The organism is Ancylobacter novellus DSM 506, from assembly GCF_000092925.1.
GTDB classification, from domain to species: Bacteria; Pseudomonadota; Alphaproteobacteria; order Rhizobiales; family Xanthobacteraceae; genus Ancylobacter; species Ancylobacter novellus.
In genome coordinates, this window is the sequence record NC_014217.1 from 516,222 (window position 1) to 532,383 (window position 16,162).

The 16,162-nt window shown below is 68.0% G+C and carries 13 protein-coding genes; all 13 read left to right on the forward strand.

Annotation, left to right across the window (positions count from 1 at the left end):
- Positions 1-7 precede the first annotated feature (7 nt).
- The 13 genes from SNOV_RS02515 to SNOV_RS02575 all read left to right on the forward strand — a co-directional run bounded on the left by SNOV_RS02515 (position 8) and on the right by SNOV_RS02575 (position 16,154).
- Complete coding sequence (locus SNOV_RS02515) at positions 8-1,171, forward strand: ABC transporter substrate-binding protein (RefSeq protein WP_013165335.1); 1,164 nt, start codon at positions 8-10, stop codon at positions 1,169-1,171.
- A gap of 172 nt (positions 1,172-1,343) precedes the next feature.
- Positions 1,344-1,703 (forward strand): hypothetical protein, encoded by a 360-nt coding sequence (locus tag SNOV_RS02520; protein ID WP_013165336.1) that lies wholly within the window; start codon positions 1,344-1,346, stop codon positions 1,701-1,703.
- Complete coding sequence (locus tag SNOV_RS02525) at positions 1,676-2,719, forward strand: ABC transporter ATP-binding protein (RefSeq protein ID WP_013165337.1); 1,044 nt, start codon at positions 1,676-1,678, stop codon at positions 2,717-2,719. Before SNOV_RS02520 ends, SNOV_RS02525 begins: the two co-directional genes overlap by 28 nt.
- Positions 2,716-3,663 (forward strand): ABC transporter permease, encoded by a 948-nt coding sequence (locus tag SNOV_RS02530; RefSeq protein ID WP_013165338.1) that lies wholly within the window; start codon positions 2,716-2,718, stop codon positions 3,661-3,663. The genes SNOV_RS02525 and SNOV_RS02530 overlap by 4 nt, the downstream gene beginning before the upstream one ends.
- A 141-nt stretch (positions 3,664-3,804) precedes the next feature.
- Positions 3,805-4,605: an ABC transporter permease gene (locus SNOV_RS02535; RefSeq protein WP_013165339.1), complete on the forward strand. Its 801-nt coding sequence runs from the start codon at positions 3,805-3,807 to the stop codon at positions 4,603-4,605.
- A gap of 10 nt (positions 4,606-4,615) precedes the next feature.
- Positions 4,616-6,055, forward strand: a complete 1,440-nt coding sequence (locus SNOV_RS02540) for a gamma-aminobutyraldehyde dehydrogenase (protein ID WP_013165340.1) — start codon at positions 4,616-4,618, stop codon at positions 6,053-6,055.
- 197 nt (positions 6,056-6,252) lie between these two features.
- Complete coding sequence (locus SNOV_RS02545; protein WP_013165341.1) at positions 6,253-7,353, forward strand: efflux RND transporter periplasmic adaptor subunit; 1,101 nt, start codon at positions 6,253-6,255, stop codon at positions 7,351-7,353.
- A gap of 9 nt (positions 7,354-7,362) precedes the next feature.
- On the forward strand, positions 7,363-10,437 hold the full coding sequence (locus SNOV_RS02550) for an efflux RND transporter permease subunit (RefSeq protein ID WP_013165342.1): 3,075 nt from the start codon (positions 7,363-7,365) through the stop codon (positions 10,435-10,437).
- 258 nt (positions 10,438-10,695) lie between these two features.
- Complete coding sequence (glpD, locus tag SNOV_RS02555; protein WP_041781930.1) at positions 10,696-12,222, forward strand: glycerol-3-phosphate dehydrogenase; 1,527 nt, start codon at positions 10,696-10,698, stop codon at positions 12,220-12,222.
- Positions 12,219-13,328: an ABC transporter ATP-binding protein gene (locus SNOV_RS02560; protein ID WP_013165344.1), complete on the forward strand. Its 1,110-nt coding sequence runs from the start codon at positions 12,219-12,221 to the stop codon at positions 13,326-13,328. Before glpD ends, SNOV_RS02560 begins: the two co-directional genes overlap by 4 nt.
- Before the next feature lie 11 nt (positions 13,329-13,339).
- Entirely contained in the window at positions 13,340-14,437 is a 1,098-nt protein-coding gene (locus SNOV_RS02565; protein WP_013165345.1) for an ABC transporter ATP-binding protein, read from the forward strand.
- Entirely contained in the window at positions 14,437-15,339 is a 903-nt protein-coding gene (locus SNOV_RS02570; protein ID WP_013165346.1) for a carbohydrate ABC transporter permease, read from the forward strand. Before SNOV_RS02565 ends, SNOV_RS02570 begins: the two co-directional genes overlap by 1 nt.
- Positions 15,336-16,154: a carbohydrate ABC transporter permease gene (locus SNOV_RS02575; RefSeq protein WP_013165347.1), complete on the forward strand. Its 819-nt coding sequence runs from the start codon at positions 15,336-15,338 to the stop codon at positions 16,152-16,154. The genes SNOV_RS02570 and SNOV_RS02575 overlap by 4 nt, the downstream gene beginning before the upstream one ends.
- Positions 16,155-16,162: the final 8 nt, after the last annotated feature.

Consider the following 16,162-nt stretch of genomic DNA (forward strand, 5'->3'; position numbering starts at 1 on the left):
CATCGATATGCCGCGCATCGCCCGTTATCTGCCGGCGCTTGCCGCCTGCGCCTCGCTCAGCCTGCAGCCCGCGCTCGCCGCCGAGATGACCTCGCTCGGCAAGGGCGAGGGCCAGGTCGATATCGTCGCCTGGGCCGGCTACATCGAGCGCGGCGACACCGACAAGGCCTATGACTGGGTCACCGATTTCGAGAAGAAGACCGGCTGCAAGGTCAATGTGAAGACCGCCGGCACCTCGGACGAGATGGTGGCGCTGATGAACGAGGGCGGCTTCGACCTTGTCACCGCCTCCGGCGACGCCTCGCTGCGCCTCATCGCCGGCAAGAAGGTCGCCCCCGTCAACACCAAGCTGATCCCGAGCTGGGGCACCGTCGACGAGCGGCTGCAGAACGCGCCCTGGCACACGGTGGACGGGGTGCATTACGGCGTGCCCTACCAGTGGGGCTCCAACGTGCTGATGTACAACACCGAGGCCTTCAAGGGCGAAGCGCCGAAGAGCTGGAACGTCGTGTTCGAGGAGCAGACGCTGCCCGACGGCAAGTCCAACAAGGGCCGCGTGCAGGCCTTCGACGGGCCGATCTACATTGCCGACGCCGCGCTCTATCTGATGGCGCACAAGCCGGAGCTCGGCATCAAGGACCCCTACGAGCTGACCGAGGAGCAGTACAAGGCGGCGCTCGACCTGCTGCGCCAGCAGCGCAAGATCGTGCAGCGCTACTGGCACGACGCGATGATCCAGATCGACGACTTCACCAATGAGGGCGTCGTCGCCTCCTCCTCCTGGCCGTTCCAGGTGAACCTGCTGCAGAGCCAGAAGAAGCCGATCGCCTCGACCATCCCCTCCGAGGGGGCCACCGGCTGGGCCGACACCACCATGCTGCATGCCGACGCGGCGCATCCCAACTGCGCCTATATGTGGATGGAGCACTCGCTCAGCCCGAAGGTGCAGGGCGACCTCGCCTCCTGGTTCGGCTCGGTGCCGGCCGTGCCCGCCGCTTGCAAGGGCAACGAGCTGCTCGGCGCCGAGGGCTGCAAGACCAACGGCATCGAGGATTTCGAGAAGATCCATTTCTGGCGCACGCCGGTCGCCAAGTGCCCGACGCAGGCAGCCGGATGCGTGCCTTACTACCGCTGGGTGTCCGACTACATCGCCGTGCTCGGCGGGCGATAGTGCATGAGGGGCTCCCTTTCCCGGCGACGGGAGAGGGAAGGGGATGAGGGGCCGCCTTCGGGCGGGAGATGAACGACCGAACTCCCCGCGGCGGTTCCCCCGCCGCCGACCACCTTCGGGCCGGACGACAAGCCGTCCGGCTGCCGGCCCGGAGGCCACCAGGGTGCATGCCATGACACGTCGCATGACCGCCTACACCGCCACGACCAAGGGGATACTGATCGGCGTCATCGCCTTCACCGCCGGCGGCGCCATCGTGGCTGGGGTCGTCTCAGTGTGGGACCGCGCCGCCATCGCCCTGGAGGACCCGGCCTTGCAGGTGTGCGAGCAGGGCGAGGACCACGCTCCGCATCCGCGCGGCGGCTACGCCTTCGCCGCGACCCACATGGCGCGGATGCCGCACGGCGTCGGCACCGTCTGGCAGCCGCGCCTTTCCACCGCCGACCTCTTGCCTACGCCGAGCCTCGGCGAAAGAGCCGCTCACGCCTTCCGGACCGTCTTTTCATGCACGCCACGCTCGACACCGTCCTGACCACCCCCGCCGTCCGCTTCCAGGGCGTGATGCGGCATTTCGGGACGGTGAAAGCGGTTGACGGCGTCGACCTCGCCATCCAGCCCGGCGAGTTCTTCGCCATGCTCGGCCCGTCCGGCTCCGGCAAGACCACCTGCCTGCGGCTCATCGCCGGCTTCGAGCAGCCCGATGCCGGCCATATCGATATCTTCGGCGAGACGGTGGAGGGCCTGCCGCCCTATCGGCGGGCGGTGAACACCGTGTTCCAGGACTACGCGCTGTTCCCCCACCTCTCGGTCGGCGAGAACGTCGCCTATGGGCTGCGGGTGCGTGGCGTCGGGCGGGCGGAGCGGGACAAGCTGGCGCGCGAGGCGCTTGCCATGGTCAAGCTCGCCGGCATGGAGGGCCGCCGCCCGGTGCAGCTCTCCGGCGGCCAGCGCCAGCGCGTCGCGCTCGCCCGCGCGCTGGTGGTGCGGCCCAAGGTGCTCCTCCTCGACGAGCCGCTCGGCGCGCTCGACCTCAAGCTGCGCGAGGAGATGCAGGTCGAGCTGAAGAACCTGCAGCGCGCGCTCGGCCTCACCTTCGTCTTCGTCACCCACGACCAGAGCGAGGCGCTCTCCATGGCCGACCGGGTGGCGGTGTTCAACGAGGGCCGCATCGTCCAGGTCGGCCCGCCGGAAGAGGTCTATGAGCGCCCGGCGACCCGCTTCGTCGCCGGCTTCGTCGGCTCGGCCAATGTGCTCGGCGCGGCGCAGGCGGCAGCGCTGGGCGCGGCCGAGCGGCCCTGCAGCCTGCGGCCGGAGAAGATCGCGCTGCTGGGCCCGGGCGATCCGGTGCCGGAGGGCGCCGCGCTCGTCGAGGCGGACGTGCTCGACGTCTCCTATCAGGGGCCGGTGCGCCGCGTCGCCGCGCGCTGCGCCTCCGGGCTGACGCTCACCGCCGCCGTGCCGGCAAGCGGCCCGCGCGTCGCGCCGGGGGAGGGCGTGCGGCTCGCCATACCCCGCGCGGCCATCGAGCCGATGGAGGGCGAGGGATGAGCCTCGCGGTACTCGATCTTCCCGCGCCGCCCGAGGGGCTGCGGCGGCGCCTCTCGGACTTCCTGGTGCGGCGGGCGCGGCTGCTGACGCTGCTCTTGCTCGTGCCGCCGCTCCTGTGGATCGGCCTCGTCTATCTCGGCAGCCTGTTCGTCTTCCTCGGCCAGGCGGTCTTCTCCATCGATGAGTTCTCCGGCACCATCGTGCGCGAGCCGACCACGGCGACGCTGCTGGAGCTGTTCCGCCCGGCCAATTTCGACATCGTCATGCGCACCGTCTTCGTGGCGGCGGCGGTGACCGCGCTGTGCGCCATCATCGCCTTCCCCATCGCCTATTACGCCGCCCGCTATGCCGGGCCGCGGACGAAGGCGGGCTTCTACCTCGCGGTGATGATGCCGCTATGGTCGAGCTACCTCGTCAAGGTCTATGGCTGGAAGCTGCTGCTCGCCCGCGAAGGCGCCATCGGCTGGTTCGCCGGGAAGCTCGGCCTCGCCGGCGCGCTGCAGGCGTGGCTCGACCTGCCGGTGGTGGGCGGACCGTCGCTCTCGGTCAGCTATACCGGCATGGTGCTGACCTTCACCTATCTCTGGCTGCCCTTCATGATCCTGCCCGTGCAGGCGGCGCTGGAGCGGGTGCCGCCGCATCTCATCGAGGCCGCCGGGGATCTGGGCGCCTCGCCGCGCATGGTGCTGCGCACGGTGATCCTGCCGCTTGCCATGCCCGGCGTGGTGGCGGGGGCGATCTTCACCTTCTCGCTGACGCTCGGCGACTACATCGTGCCGCAGATCATCGGCACCTCGGCCTTGGTGCTCGGGCAGGCGGTCTACACGCTGCAGGGCACGGCGGGGAACATCCCGCTGGCGGCCGCCTTCTCGCTGGTGCCGATCCTGGTCATGGCCCTGTTCCTGACGCTCGCCAAGAGGACGGGAGCGTTCGATGCGCTGTGAGGACCAACACGCACAGCGTCATGCCCGGGCTTGGCCCGGGCATCCACGTCTTCATTCCGAGCCACGCGGCACCCGGTCCAAAGTCGTGGATGGCCGGGCCAAGCCCGGGCATGACGGGGTTCTGACGGGAGTGGTCCGCCCATGACTCGCGCGCCCCTCTCCCTGAAGATCGCGGCGCTCGGGGGCCTCGCCTTCCTGCATGTGCCGCTGCTGTTCATCCTGCTCTACGCCTTCACGACGGAAGAGAAGAGCTACGCTTTCCCGCCGCCGGGCTTCACGCTGAAATGGTTCGCCATAGTGTGGGACCGCGCCGACATCTGGGCGGCGGTTGGGCTGTCCTTGAAGGTCGCGACCATCGCCACGCTCCTCGCCCTCGTGCTCGGCACGCTGGCCGCCGGGGCGCTGGCGCGGGCGAAGTTCCTCGGGCGGGAGCCGATCTCGCTGCTCTTCGTGCTGCCCATCGCGCTGCCCGGCATCGTCACCGGCATCGCGCTGCGCCAGGCCTTCGGGCTGATGGAGATGCCCTTCTCCTTCTGGACCATCGTGCTCGGCCACGCGACCTTCTGCATCGTCGTCGTCTACAACAACGCGGTGGCGCGGCTGCGCCGGCTCTCGCCCTCGCTGATCGAGGCGTCGATGGACCTCGGGGCCGACGCCTTCCAGACCTTCCGCCTCGTCGTGCTGCCGAACATCGGCACCGCGCTGCTCGCCGGCGGAATGCTCGCCTTCGCGCTCAGCTTCGACGAGGTGATCGTCACCACCTTCACCGCCGGCCAGCAATCCACCCTGCCGATCTGGATGCTGTCCGAACTCATCCGCCCGCGGCAGCGGCCCGTCACCAATGTTGTGGCCGTGCTGATCATCATCGTGACCTTCCTGCCCATCCTCGCCGCCTACTATCTGACGCGCGAGGGCGAGGTGGTGGCCGGCTCAGGCAAATAGGAGACGCCTCATGACCGCTCTTTCTGACACCGACATGCTCATCGGCTCGGAGTTCGTCGCCGGCACCGAGACGCCGGAGACGGTGCTGAACCCGAAGACCGAGGAGACGCTGATCGAGCTGCCGGAGGCCTCGCCGGACCAGATCGACGCGGCGGTGTCGGCCGCGGACAAGGCGTTCAGGACGTGGTCGCGCACCACCCCGGCGGAGCGCTCCTATCTCCTGCTCAAGCTCGCCGACCGCATCGAGCAGGAGGCGGAAGCCTTCGCCACGCTGGAGGCGCTGAATTGCGGAAAACCCCGCCACGCGGTGCTGAACGACGAGATCCCCGGCGTGGTCGACTGCTTCCGCTTCTTCGCCGGCGCCGCGCGCACCCAGCACGGCATGGTGGCGGGCGAGTACATGGCCGGGCATACCTCGATGATCCGGCGCGACCCGATCGGCGTCGTCGCCTCCATCGCGCCGTGGAACTACCCGCTGATGATGGCGGCGTGGAAGCTCGCCCCGGCGCTCGCCGGCGGCAATACGGTGGTGATCAAGCCCTCCGAGCAGACGCCGCTGACCCTGCTGAAGCTGGCCAAGGTGATCGCGGACATCTTCCCCGAGGGCGTGGTCAATGTGGTGGTCGGGCGCGGGGAAAGTGTCGGCAACGCGCTGATCCACCACCCCAGGGTGGCGATGGTCTCGCTCACCGGCGACATCGCCACCGGCAAGAAGGTGCTGACCGCCGCGGCGAAGACGGTGAAGCGCACGCATCTGGAGCTCGGCGGCAAGGCGCCGGTGATCGTGTTCGACGACGCCGACATCGATGCCGTGGTCGAGGGGGTGAAGATCTTCGGCTACTATAATGCCGGGCAGGACTGCACCGCCGCCTGCCGCATCTATGCCGGCGAGAAGGTCTACGAGAAGCTGGTCGCCGACCTCGCCTCCGCCGTCTCGGGTCTGAAGTTCGGCCAGGCGGACGACGCGCAGAACGACATCGGCCCGCTGATCTCCGCCCGCCAGCGCGCCCGCGTCGCCTCCTTCGTCGAGCGGGCTTCCGAGCTCAACCACATCGAGATCGCCACCGGCGGCAAGCTGGCGTCGGGCAAGGGTTTCTTCTACGAGCCGACGGTGGTGGCCGGCGCCTTGCAGTCCGACGAGATCGTGCGCCGCGAGGTGTTCGGCCCCGTCGTCTCGGTCACCCGCTTCGAAGATGTCGACGAGGCGGTGGCCTGGGCCAACGACAGCGACTACGGCCTCGCCTCCTCGGTGTGGACGCGGGACATCGGCAAGGGCATGGCGACCGCTTCGCGCCTGCAATATGGCTGCACCTGGGTGAACTGCCATTTCATGCTGGTCAACGAGATGCCGCATGGCGGGCTGAAGCAGTCCGGCTACGGCAAGGATCTCTCCGCCTATGCGCTGGAGGACTACACCGTCGTGCGCCACGTCATGGTGAAGAACGGCTGACACTGTCGACAGAATTAACGCCGATCGCCGGTGGCGGTCGGCAGCGGCCCCCCGATGGAGTATGATGCCCTCTTGACCGCGGGATTGTGATCCACGCCATGCGTTTATGACATAGAATTAAGTTGGAAGTTCCTTCCAGCTCTGCTGTGTCGCAGCATGAACGGTTTCTGCCTCCGGCGCGGCAAGATGAGGGCCTGATGCGACGTAGTACCGGCGTGCTTCTGACGGTGGCTGTCCTCGTGGGAGCGGGTGCGCTCGCCCAGCAGAGAGGGTGGATCGACGTCGGAGCGCTGGTCGGCGGACGCGGCGAGGCCAACGCCGCCGCCGAGCCCAAGCCCGCGCCGCACATCCCGGTCGAGGTCGCGCCGGCGCGCCAGGTGACGGTGACGACCGACATCTCTTCCATCGGCTCGCTGCAGTCGGACGAATCGGTGAAGGTCGCCTCCGAGGTCGCCGGCCGCATCCAGGAAATCCGCTTCAAGGAGGGCGAGCAGGTCAAGGCCGGCGACGTGCTGGTGCAGCTCGACGCGGCATTGGTGAAGGCCTCGCTCGACGAGACCGAGGCAAGGCTCGACCTCGCCGAGGCGAATTTCAGCCGCGCCCAGAAGCTCCAGGCCTCCGGCTCCGGCACCGCCCGCGCGCTCGACGAGGCGCAGGCCGAGCTCAACACCTCGCGCGCCTTGCTGCATTCCCAGCGCGTGCAGATCGCCAAGCACACCATCACCGCCCCGTTCGACGGCGTGGTCGGCCTGCGCTCGGTCTCCAACGGCGCCTATATCGACACCGGCGACGAACTGGTGAACCTCGAGAAGATCGACACGCTCAAGCTCGACTTCAAGGTTCCCGAGCGCCACCTCGCCAGCGTCTCGCCCGGCCAGACGGTGATGGTCTCGGTCGACGCGCTGCCGAGCCGCACCTTCACCGGCACCATCTACGCCATCGACCCGATGGTCGACGTCAACGGCCGCTCGCTGAGCGTGCGCGCCCGGCTCGACAATGCCCAGATGGCGCTGCGGCCGGGCCTGTTCGCCCGCGTGACCATCAAGGGCCGCGAGACGCGCGATGCCGTCTTCGTGCCCGAGAGCGCCATCGTGCCGCGCGGGCAGGAGCGCCTCGTCTGGCAGGTCGTCGACGGCAAGGCCAGGGAAGCCAAGGTCCAGCTCGGCCAGCGCGGCAATGGCGAGGTCGAGATCAAGGGCGTGCCCGCCGGCGCCACCATCGTGGTGGCCGGCCAGGGCCGGTTGCAGCCCGATGCACTCGTGGAGGTGGTCACGCCGCCGCCGGCGCCTCAGGGCTGAGGCCGCATCATGGGCATCTCCGAGCTCTGCATCCGCCGTCCGGTCTTCGCGACGGTGCTCAGCCTCCTGATGGTGCTGATCGGCATCGTGTCGTTCAGCCGCCTGACGGTGCGCGAATATCCCAACATCGACGAGCCGGTGGTCTCGGTCGTCACCACCTATCCCGGCGCCTCGGCGAGCATCGTCGAGAGCCAGGTGACGCAGGTGCTGGAAGGCTCCATCGCCGGCATCGAAGGCATCGACGTGCTGGAATCGACCAGCCGCTCGGAATCCAGCCGCATCACCGTGCGCTTCCGGCTGGAGATCGACCCGGACGTCGCCGCCAGCGACGTTCGCGACCGCGTCAGTCGCGTGCGCCAGCGGCTGCCGGACGAGATCGACGAACCCGTGATCTCCAAGGTCGAGGCCGACGCGCAGCCGGTGATGTTCGTCGTCTTCCGCTCCGACCGCATGACGCCGCTTGAACTCTCGGACTATATCGACCGCTACATCGTCGACCGCTTCAAGAACATCACCGGCGTCGCCGACGTGCAGATCTATGGCGAGCGGCGCTACGCCATGCGCATCTGGATCGATCGCGAGCGCCTCGCCGCCTACAACCTCACCGTCCAGGACGTCGAGGACGCGCTGAGCGCGCAGAACGTCGAGATTCCGTCCGGCCGCATCGAGAGCGTGGACCGCGAGTTCACTGTGCTCTCGCGCACGGCGCTGGCCAATGTCGAGCAGTTCAACAACATCGTGGTCAAGCGGGCCGACGGCGCGCAGGTGCATATGAGCGACGTCGCCCGGGTCGAGCTCGGCGCCGCCGACGAGCGCCGGGCGAGCCGCTTCAACGGCGGCGCGGCGATCATCGTCGGCCTGATCAAGCAGGCGGTCGCCAACCCGCTCGACGTCTCGGCCGGCGTGCGCGAGGTGCTGCCGGCGGTCAACGAGAGCCTGCCGGAAGGCATGAGCGGCGCCATCGGCAACGACAACGCCGTGTTCATCGACCGCTCGATCAAGTCGGTGTTCCACACCATCTTCGAGGCGGTGCTGCTGGTGGTGCTGGTGATCGTCGTGTTCCTGCGCTCGATCCGCGCTTCGATCATCCCGATCGTCACCATCCCGATCTCGCTGATCACCACCTTCGGCATCATGTATGCGCTCGGCTTCAGCGTGAACACGCTGACGCTGCTCGCCTTCGTGCTCGCCATCGGCCTCGTGGTCGACGACGCCATCGTGGTGCTGGAGAACATCTTCCGCCACATCGAGCACGGCATGAAGCCGATCCCCGCCGCCATCAAGGGCGCGCGCGAGATCGGCTTCGCGGTCATCGCCATGACCATGACGCTGGCGGCGGTCTATGCGCCCGTCGCCTTCGCACCGGGCCGCACCGGGCGGCTCTTCCTCGAATTCGCGCTGACGCTGGCCGGCGCGGTCATCGTCTCCGGCTTCGTCGCGCTCAGCCTCACGCCGATGATGTGCTCGCGCCTGCTCAAGCACGAGGACAAGCCGGGGCGGGTCTCCGCCTTCATCGAACGCCGTCTGCGCGGGATGGAGGAAGGCTATCGCCGCCTGCTCGGAGCGACGCTGCGGGTGCGCCCGCTTATCCTCCTTGTGGCCTTCTGCGTTGCCGGGGCCAGCGCCTACTTCCTGAGCGTGCTGCCCTCTGAACTCTCGCCGGTGGAGGACCGCGGCGTGGTGCGCGTAAGCGGCAGCGGGCCGGAGGGTTCGACCCTCGCCTATACGGCGCGCTACACCAACCAGGTGGAGGGCATCCTCGAGAAGGAGCCGGAGGTCAACAGCGTCCTCATCATCAACGGCTTCCCGGAGGTGCACCGCTTCCTCGTCATCGGCCGGCTGAAGGACTGGGACGAACGCGACCGCCGCCAGCAGGAGATCGTCAGGAAGGTGACGCCGGAGCTCAGGCGCATCGCCGGCGTGAACGCCTACGCCAACAACCCGCCCTCGCTCGGCGCGTCCAACAATTCGCGTCCCATCGAGTTCGTCATCCAGACCTCGGGCACCTATGAGCAGCTCGACGAATATGTCGACCGCTTCCTCGACCGCATCCGCGACTATCCCGGCCTGATCAGCGTCGACAGCGACCTGAAGCTCAACAAGCCGGAGATCTCGGTGGCGGTCGACCGCGCCAAGGCGGCCGATCTCGGCATCGACATCGCCGTGCTCGGGCGCACGCTGGAGAGCCTGCTCGGCGGGCGGCAGGTCACGCGCTTCGAGGTGGGCGGCGAGCAGTACGACGTCTATGTCCAGCTCGACGCCCGCGACCGTTCCTCGCCGGCGACGCTCGACACCATCTATCTGCGCGCGGCGAGCGGGGAGATGGTGCAGCTCTCCAACCTCGTCTCTGTGCGCGAGAGCGTGGCGCCGCAGGAGCTCAAGCGCTTCAACCAGCTGCGCTCGGCCACCATCTCGGCCAACCTCGCGCCCGGCTTCTCGCAGGGCGAGGCGCTCGCCCATCTCGACGAGGTGGCGCGCGAGGTGCTGCCGCAGACCGTGCAGACCGACGTCTCCGGCCAGAGCCGCGAGTTCCGCGCCGCCGGCCAGAGCCTGGTGCTGGTGTTCCTGCTTGCGCTCGGCTTCATCTATCTGGTGCTCTCGGCGCAGTTCGAGAGCTTCCGCGATCCCGTCATCATCATGCTGACCGTGCCGCTGTCGATGACCGGCGCGCTGGCGGCCTTGTACTTCTCCGGCGGGTCGCTGAACGTCTATTCGCAGATCGGTCTGGTGACGCTGGTGGGCCTCATCACCAAGCACGGCATCCTCATCGTCGAGTTCGCCAACCAGCAACAGGAATCCGGGCTCGACCGCCGCGCCGCGGTGATCGAGGCGGCGGTGCTGCGCCTGCGCCCGATCCTGATGACCACGGGCGCCATGGTGCTGGGTGCGGTGCCGCTGGCGTTCGCCGCCGGTGCCGGCGCGGAGAGCCGCGCGCAGATCGGCTGGGTCATCGTCGGCGGCATGAGCCTCGGCACTTTGCTGACGCTGTTCGTGGTGCCGACCGTCTATTCGCTGATCGGCCGAATCCACCACACCGCCCACGCCGAGATCGCGCCCGGCCTGGTCCATACCCCGGCCGAGTGAGCGATGGCGGCTGGGCCGCCTTTCGCAGACCGCCTTCGCACCCCGGTTCGTCGCCGACGAGCCGGGGTTGCTGCATTTCAGGGCCGCCGGCACCCGAGTGCTGCATTGCACCAAACGAAGGTTCATATCTTTCGTTTAAGGCCAGTTGATCGCGATATGCGTTTCATATAGCGTCAAGTCGAACATAAAAACGAAAGCGCACCCAAGCTAACGAGTGCGCGCCGGGAGACGCCAGTGGTCGCTCGTGTACAGGACGAGATGTATGACCTCGCCATCATCGGCGGGGGCATCAATGGCTGCGGCATTGCCCGCGATGCCGCCGGGCGCGGGGTCTCGGTCGTGCTGCTCGAACAGGGCGACTTCGCCGGCGCCACGTCCTCCGCCTCGACCAAGCTGATTCATGGCGGCCTGCGCTATCTCGAGCACTATGAGTTCCGGCTGGTGCGCGAAGCCTTGATGGAGCGCGAGGTGCTGTGGGCCATCGCCCCGCACATCATCCGCCCGCTGCGCTTCGTGCTGCCGCATCACAAGGGGCTGCGGCCGGCCTGGCTGCTGCGCCTCGGCCTGTTCCTCTACGACCATCTCGGCGGCCGCAAGCTGCTGCCGGCGACGCGCACGCTGGATCTTTCCCGCGACGAGGCCGGCAAGCCGCTGCGCGAGGGCTACCACCGCGCCTTCGAGTATTCCGACTGCTGGGTCGAGGACAGCCGTCTCGTCGTCTTGAACGCGCTCGACGCCGCCGAGCGCGGCGCCGACATCCGCTCGCATGCCCGCGTCGTCGGTGCGGAGCGGGCGGCCGACCACTGGCGCGTCGAGGTCGACCAGGACGGCACGCGCACGACCCTTCGCGCTCGGGTGCTGGTGAACGCCGCCGGCCCCTGGGTGCACGAGGTGCTGGCGCGGGTGATCGGCATGAACTCGCCGGCCGATGTGCGTCTCGTTCAGGGCAGCCACATCGTGGTGCGCAAGCTCTACGAGCACGACCGCGCCTACATCTTCCAGAACGCCGACGGGCGGATCATCTTCGCCATCCCCTATGAGCACGATTTCACGCTGATTGGCACCACTGATCGCGACTTCGGCCGGGAGCCGGCGAAGCCCGTCGCGAGCCCCGAGGAGATCGCCTATCTCTGCGCGGCGGCGAGCGAGTATTTCAAGGTGCCGGTGACGCCGGACCGGGTGGTGTGGACCTATTCCGGCGTGCGCCCGCTCTACGACGACGGCGCCTCCAAGGCGCAGGAGGCCACGCGCGATTACGTGCTGGAGCTGGAGAACGGCGAGGGGCGACCGCCGCTGCTCTCCGTCTTCGGCGGCAAGATCACCACCTATCGCCGGCTCGCCGAGCATGCGCTGGAGAAGCTGGCGCCGTTCCTGTCCTCGGCGAAGAAATCGTCCTGGACCGGAAAGGAGCCGCTGCCCGGCGGCGACTTCGCGGTCAACGATCAGCCGCGCATCGTCGCGCAGCTCAAACGCGCCCATCCCTGGCTCGACGAGGCGCTCGCACGGCGGCTCGTCGTCGCCTACGGCACCCGCGCGCTGCGCCTGCTCGACGGCATGCGCGGGCCGGCCGATCTCGGCCGCATCTTCGGCGCCGACCTTTCCGAGGCCGAGGTGCGTTACCTCATGCGCGAGGAATGGGCGCGCACCGCCGAGGACGTGCTGTGGCGCCGCTCCAAGCTCGGCCTGCGCCTCGATGCCGAGCAGGTGGCCGCTCTCGATGCTTTCATGCAGGACAACGCGCCGCATCGGCTACAGTCGGCTTCCCTAAGGGAGGTCGCCCGATGATCCTCGAACTCGACGGCGTCAGCCGGACCGTTGCCGGCGTCCCCTATATTCGCGACGTCTCGCTGCGGCTGGAGCATGGCAGCCTGAACGTGCTGCTCGGCGCCACGCTGGCCGGCAAGACCAGCCTGATGCGCCTGATGGCCGGCCTCGACGCGCCGACCTCCGGCCGCATCCTCGTCGACGGGCGCGACGTCACCGGACTGCCGGTGAAGAAGCGCAGCGTCGCCATGGTCTACCAGCAGTTCATCAACTACCCTTCGCTGAGCGTCTACGAGAACATCGCCTCGCCACTGCGCGTGCAGGGGCTGCCGAAGGCCGAGATCGAGACGCGCGTCACCGAAGCCGCCAAGCTGCTGAAGCTGGAGCCTTATCTGCAGCGCCTGCCGCTGGCCCTTTCCGGCGGCCAGCAGCAGCGCACCGCCATTGCCCGCGCGCTGGTGAAGCGCGCCGACCTCGTGCTGCTCGACGAGCCGCTGGCCAATCTCGACTACAAGCTGCGCGAGGAGCTGCGCGAGGAATTGCCGCGCATCTTCGCCTCCACCGGCGCGGTGTTCGTCTATGCGACGACCGAGCCGACCGAGGCGCTGCTGCTCGGCGGTAATACGGCGACGCTTATGGAGGGCGCGGTGACGCAGTTCGGCCCGACCGCCGATGTCTATCGCCGCCCCGCCGACCTCGCCACCGCGCGCGTCTTCTCCGATCCGCCGCTCAACATGCTGAAGGTGACGAAGTCTAGTGGGACCGTGCTGCTGGAGAGCGGCGCGGTGCTGCCGGCCTCCGGCACCTTCGCCACCGCGGCGGACGGGCGCTACACGATGGGCGTGCGCGCGCATCACCTTGAGGTGGAGGACGTCGCCGTCGCCGAGCGAACGAGCCATGCCGATGGGCGCATCCGGCTCGGCGCGGTCATCTCCGTCACCGAGGTCACCGGCTCGGAGAGCTTCCTGCACATGCAGATGGGCGAAGAGCGGCTCACCGCGCTGGTACCGGGTGTGCGCCGGTTGGAGCCGAACGCGCCGGTCGAGGTGCTGATCGACCCCAGCCACATCCTGCTGTTCGACGCCGACGGCCGCCGGGCCGGTCGCGTGCTCGACGCGGCGGCATAGGGGAGGGGAGAATGGCCAGCATCACGCTCGACGGTCTCGCCCATGCCTACCGGCCCGATCCGCGCGGCCCGCAGGACTATGCGCTGAAGGAGATCAACCATGTCTGGCGGCAGGGCGGCGCCTATGCGCTGCTCGGCCCGTCCGGCTGCGGCAAGACCACGCTGCTCAACATCATCTCCGGCCTCGTCACCCCGACCAAGGGACGCATCCTGTTCGACGGCCGCGACGTGACCAACCTGCCGACCGAGGCGCGCAACATCGCCCAGGTGTTCCAGTTCCCGGTCGTCTACGACACGATGAGCGTGCGCGAGAATCTCGCCTTCCCGCTGAAGAACCGGCACTTGCCGCGCGAGGCCATCGCACGTCGTGTCGAGGAGATCGCCGGGCGGCTCGACCTCACCTCCGTGCTCGACCGCAAGGCGGCGAACCTCACTGCCGACGCCAAGCAGAAGATCTCGCTGGGGCGCGGGCTGGTGCGCTCGGACGTCGCCGCCATTCTGTTCGATGAGCCGCTGACCGTCATCGACCCGCATCTGAAATGGCAGCTGCGCTCGACGCTGAAGGAGCTGCACCGGGCGCTCGACCTCACCATGATCTATGTGACGCACGACCAGACCGAGGCGCTGACCTTCGCCGACACGGTCGTCGTCATGCATGACGGCGCGGTGGTGCAGACCGGCACGCCGGAGGAGCTATTCGAGCGCCCCGCCCACACCTTCGTCGGCCATTTCATCGGTTCGCCGGGCATGAACCTGCTGCCGGCTTCGGTCGAGGGGCGCACCGCCCATATTGGCGGCGAGCACGGCGTCTCGGTGGAGTTGGCGCGGGCCTATCCCGCGCTGCCAGCGGGCGAGAGGATCGAGCTCGGCGTGCGGCCGGAATTCGCCACCCTCACGCGCCCCGGCAGCGGCGTGCCGGTGAAGCTGCGGCGCATCGACGACATCGGCCGCGCCCGCATCGCCCGCATCGAGATCGCCGGCCACCCGGCTGCGGCGACCGTGCCGGGCGCCCTATCGCTCAATGGCGACGAGGCCGGGCTAAAGCTCGATCCGCGGCAGATCCATATCTATGCGGGCGGCGTGTTGGTCGCCGGCGAGGGAGGGGCGTGATGGACAAGCCCGTCAACAACCGCGCCTGGCTGCTGGTCGCGCCCGTTTTCCTCATCGTCGCCTTCTCGGCCATCGTGCCGATCATGACGGTGGTGAACTATTCGGTTCAGGACACCTTCGGCAACAACCAGTTCTTCTGGAACGGACTCGGCTGGTTCCAGGAACTGCTCGACCCCTCGACCGAGCTCGGCGGCCGTTTCTTCGACGCGTTGTGGCGCAACCTCCTGTTCTCCGCGATCATCCTCGCCATCGAAGTGCCGCTCGGCATCCTCGTCGCCCTGTCCATGCCGCGCGAGGGCTGGAAGGTCGCCGCCACGCTGGTGGTGATGGCGCTGCCGCTGCTGATCCCGTGGAACGTCGTCGGCACCATCTGGCAGGTCTTCGCTCGCGCCGATATCGGCCTGCTCGGCTATGCCGTGAACTGGCTCGGCATCCCCTACAACTACACGGGCGACACGCTGGCGGCGTGGATCACCATCATCGTCATGGACGTCTGGCACTGGACCAGCCTGGTGGCGCTGCTGTGCTATGCCGGCCTCAAGTCGATCCCGGATGCCTATTACCAGGCGGCGCGCATCGACGGCGCCTCGCGCTGGGCGGTGTTCACCACCATCCAGCTTCCGAAGATGAAGCGCGTGCTGCTGATCGCGGTGCTGCTGCGCTTCATGGACAGTTTCATGATCTACACCGAGCCCTTCGTGCTGACCGGCGGCGGGCCGGGCAACGCCACGACCTTCCTCTCCATCGACCTCGTGAAGATCGCCCTCGGCCAGTTCGACCTCGGCAAGGCGGCGGCGATGAGCCTCGTCTACAACCTCATCGTGCTGGCGCTGTGCTGGGTGTTCTACACGGTGATGATCAACGCCGGCACCGAGCGCCGCAAGCAGGAGACGCCGGCATGAGCGCCTCGACGCATCGCTCCCGCTCCGACGCCTTGGTGATGGGGCTCTACCTCGTCTTCCTGCTGCTGCCGATCTACTGGCTCGTCAATATGAGCCTGAAGACGAATTTCGAGATCAGCACCACGCTGACGCTCTGGCCGCGCGACATAACCTTCGAGCACTACGTCAAGATCTTCACCGATTCGAGCTGGTACTCGGGCTACATCAATTCGCTCAGCTACGTGGTGCTGAACACCATCATCTCGATCACGCTCGCTTTGCCGGCGGCCTATGCCTTCTCGCGCTACACCTTCGTCGGCGACAAGCACCTGTTCTTCTGGCTGTTGTCGAACCGCATGGCCCCTCCGGCGGTGTTCGCGCTGCCCTTCTTCAATCTCTATTCCGCCATCGGCCTGTTCGATACGCCCTGGGCGGTCGCCCTGGCGCACTGCCTGTTCAATGTGCCCCTCGCCGTGTGGATCCTGGAAGGCTTCATGTCCGGTGTGCCGCGCGAGATCGACGAGACCGCGGCGATCGACGGCTATTCCTTCCCGCGCTTCTTCGTGAAGATCTTCATGCCGCTGATCGCCTCCGGCATCGGCGTCGCGGCGTTCTTCTGCTTCATGTTCTCCTGGGTCGAGCTGCTGCTGGCGCGCACGCTCACCGCCACCAACGCCAAGCCCATCGCGGTGACCATGACCCGCACCGTCTCGGCGGCCGGCATGGACTGGGGCCTGCTCGCCGCCGCTGGCGTGCTCACCATCATCCCGGGGGCGCTGGTGATCTGGTTCGTGCGCAACTACATCGCCAAGGGCTTCGCCCTGGGACGGGTGTGAGGAGGGGA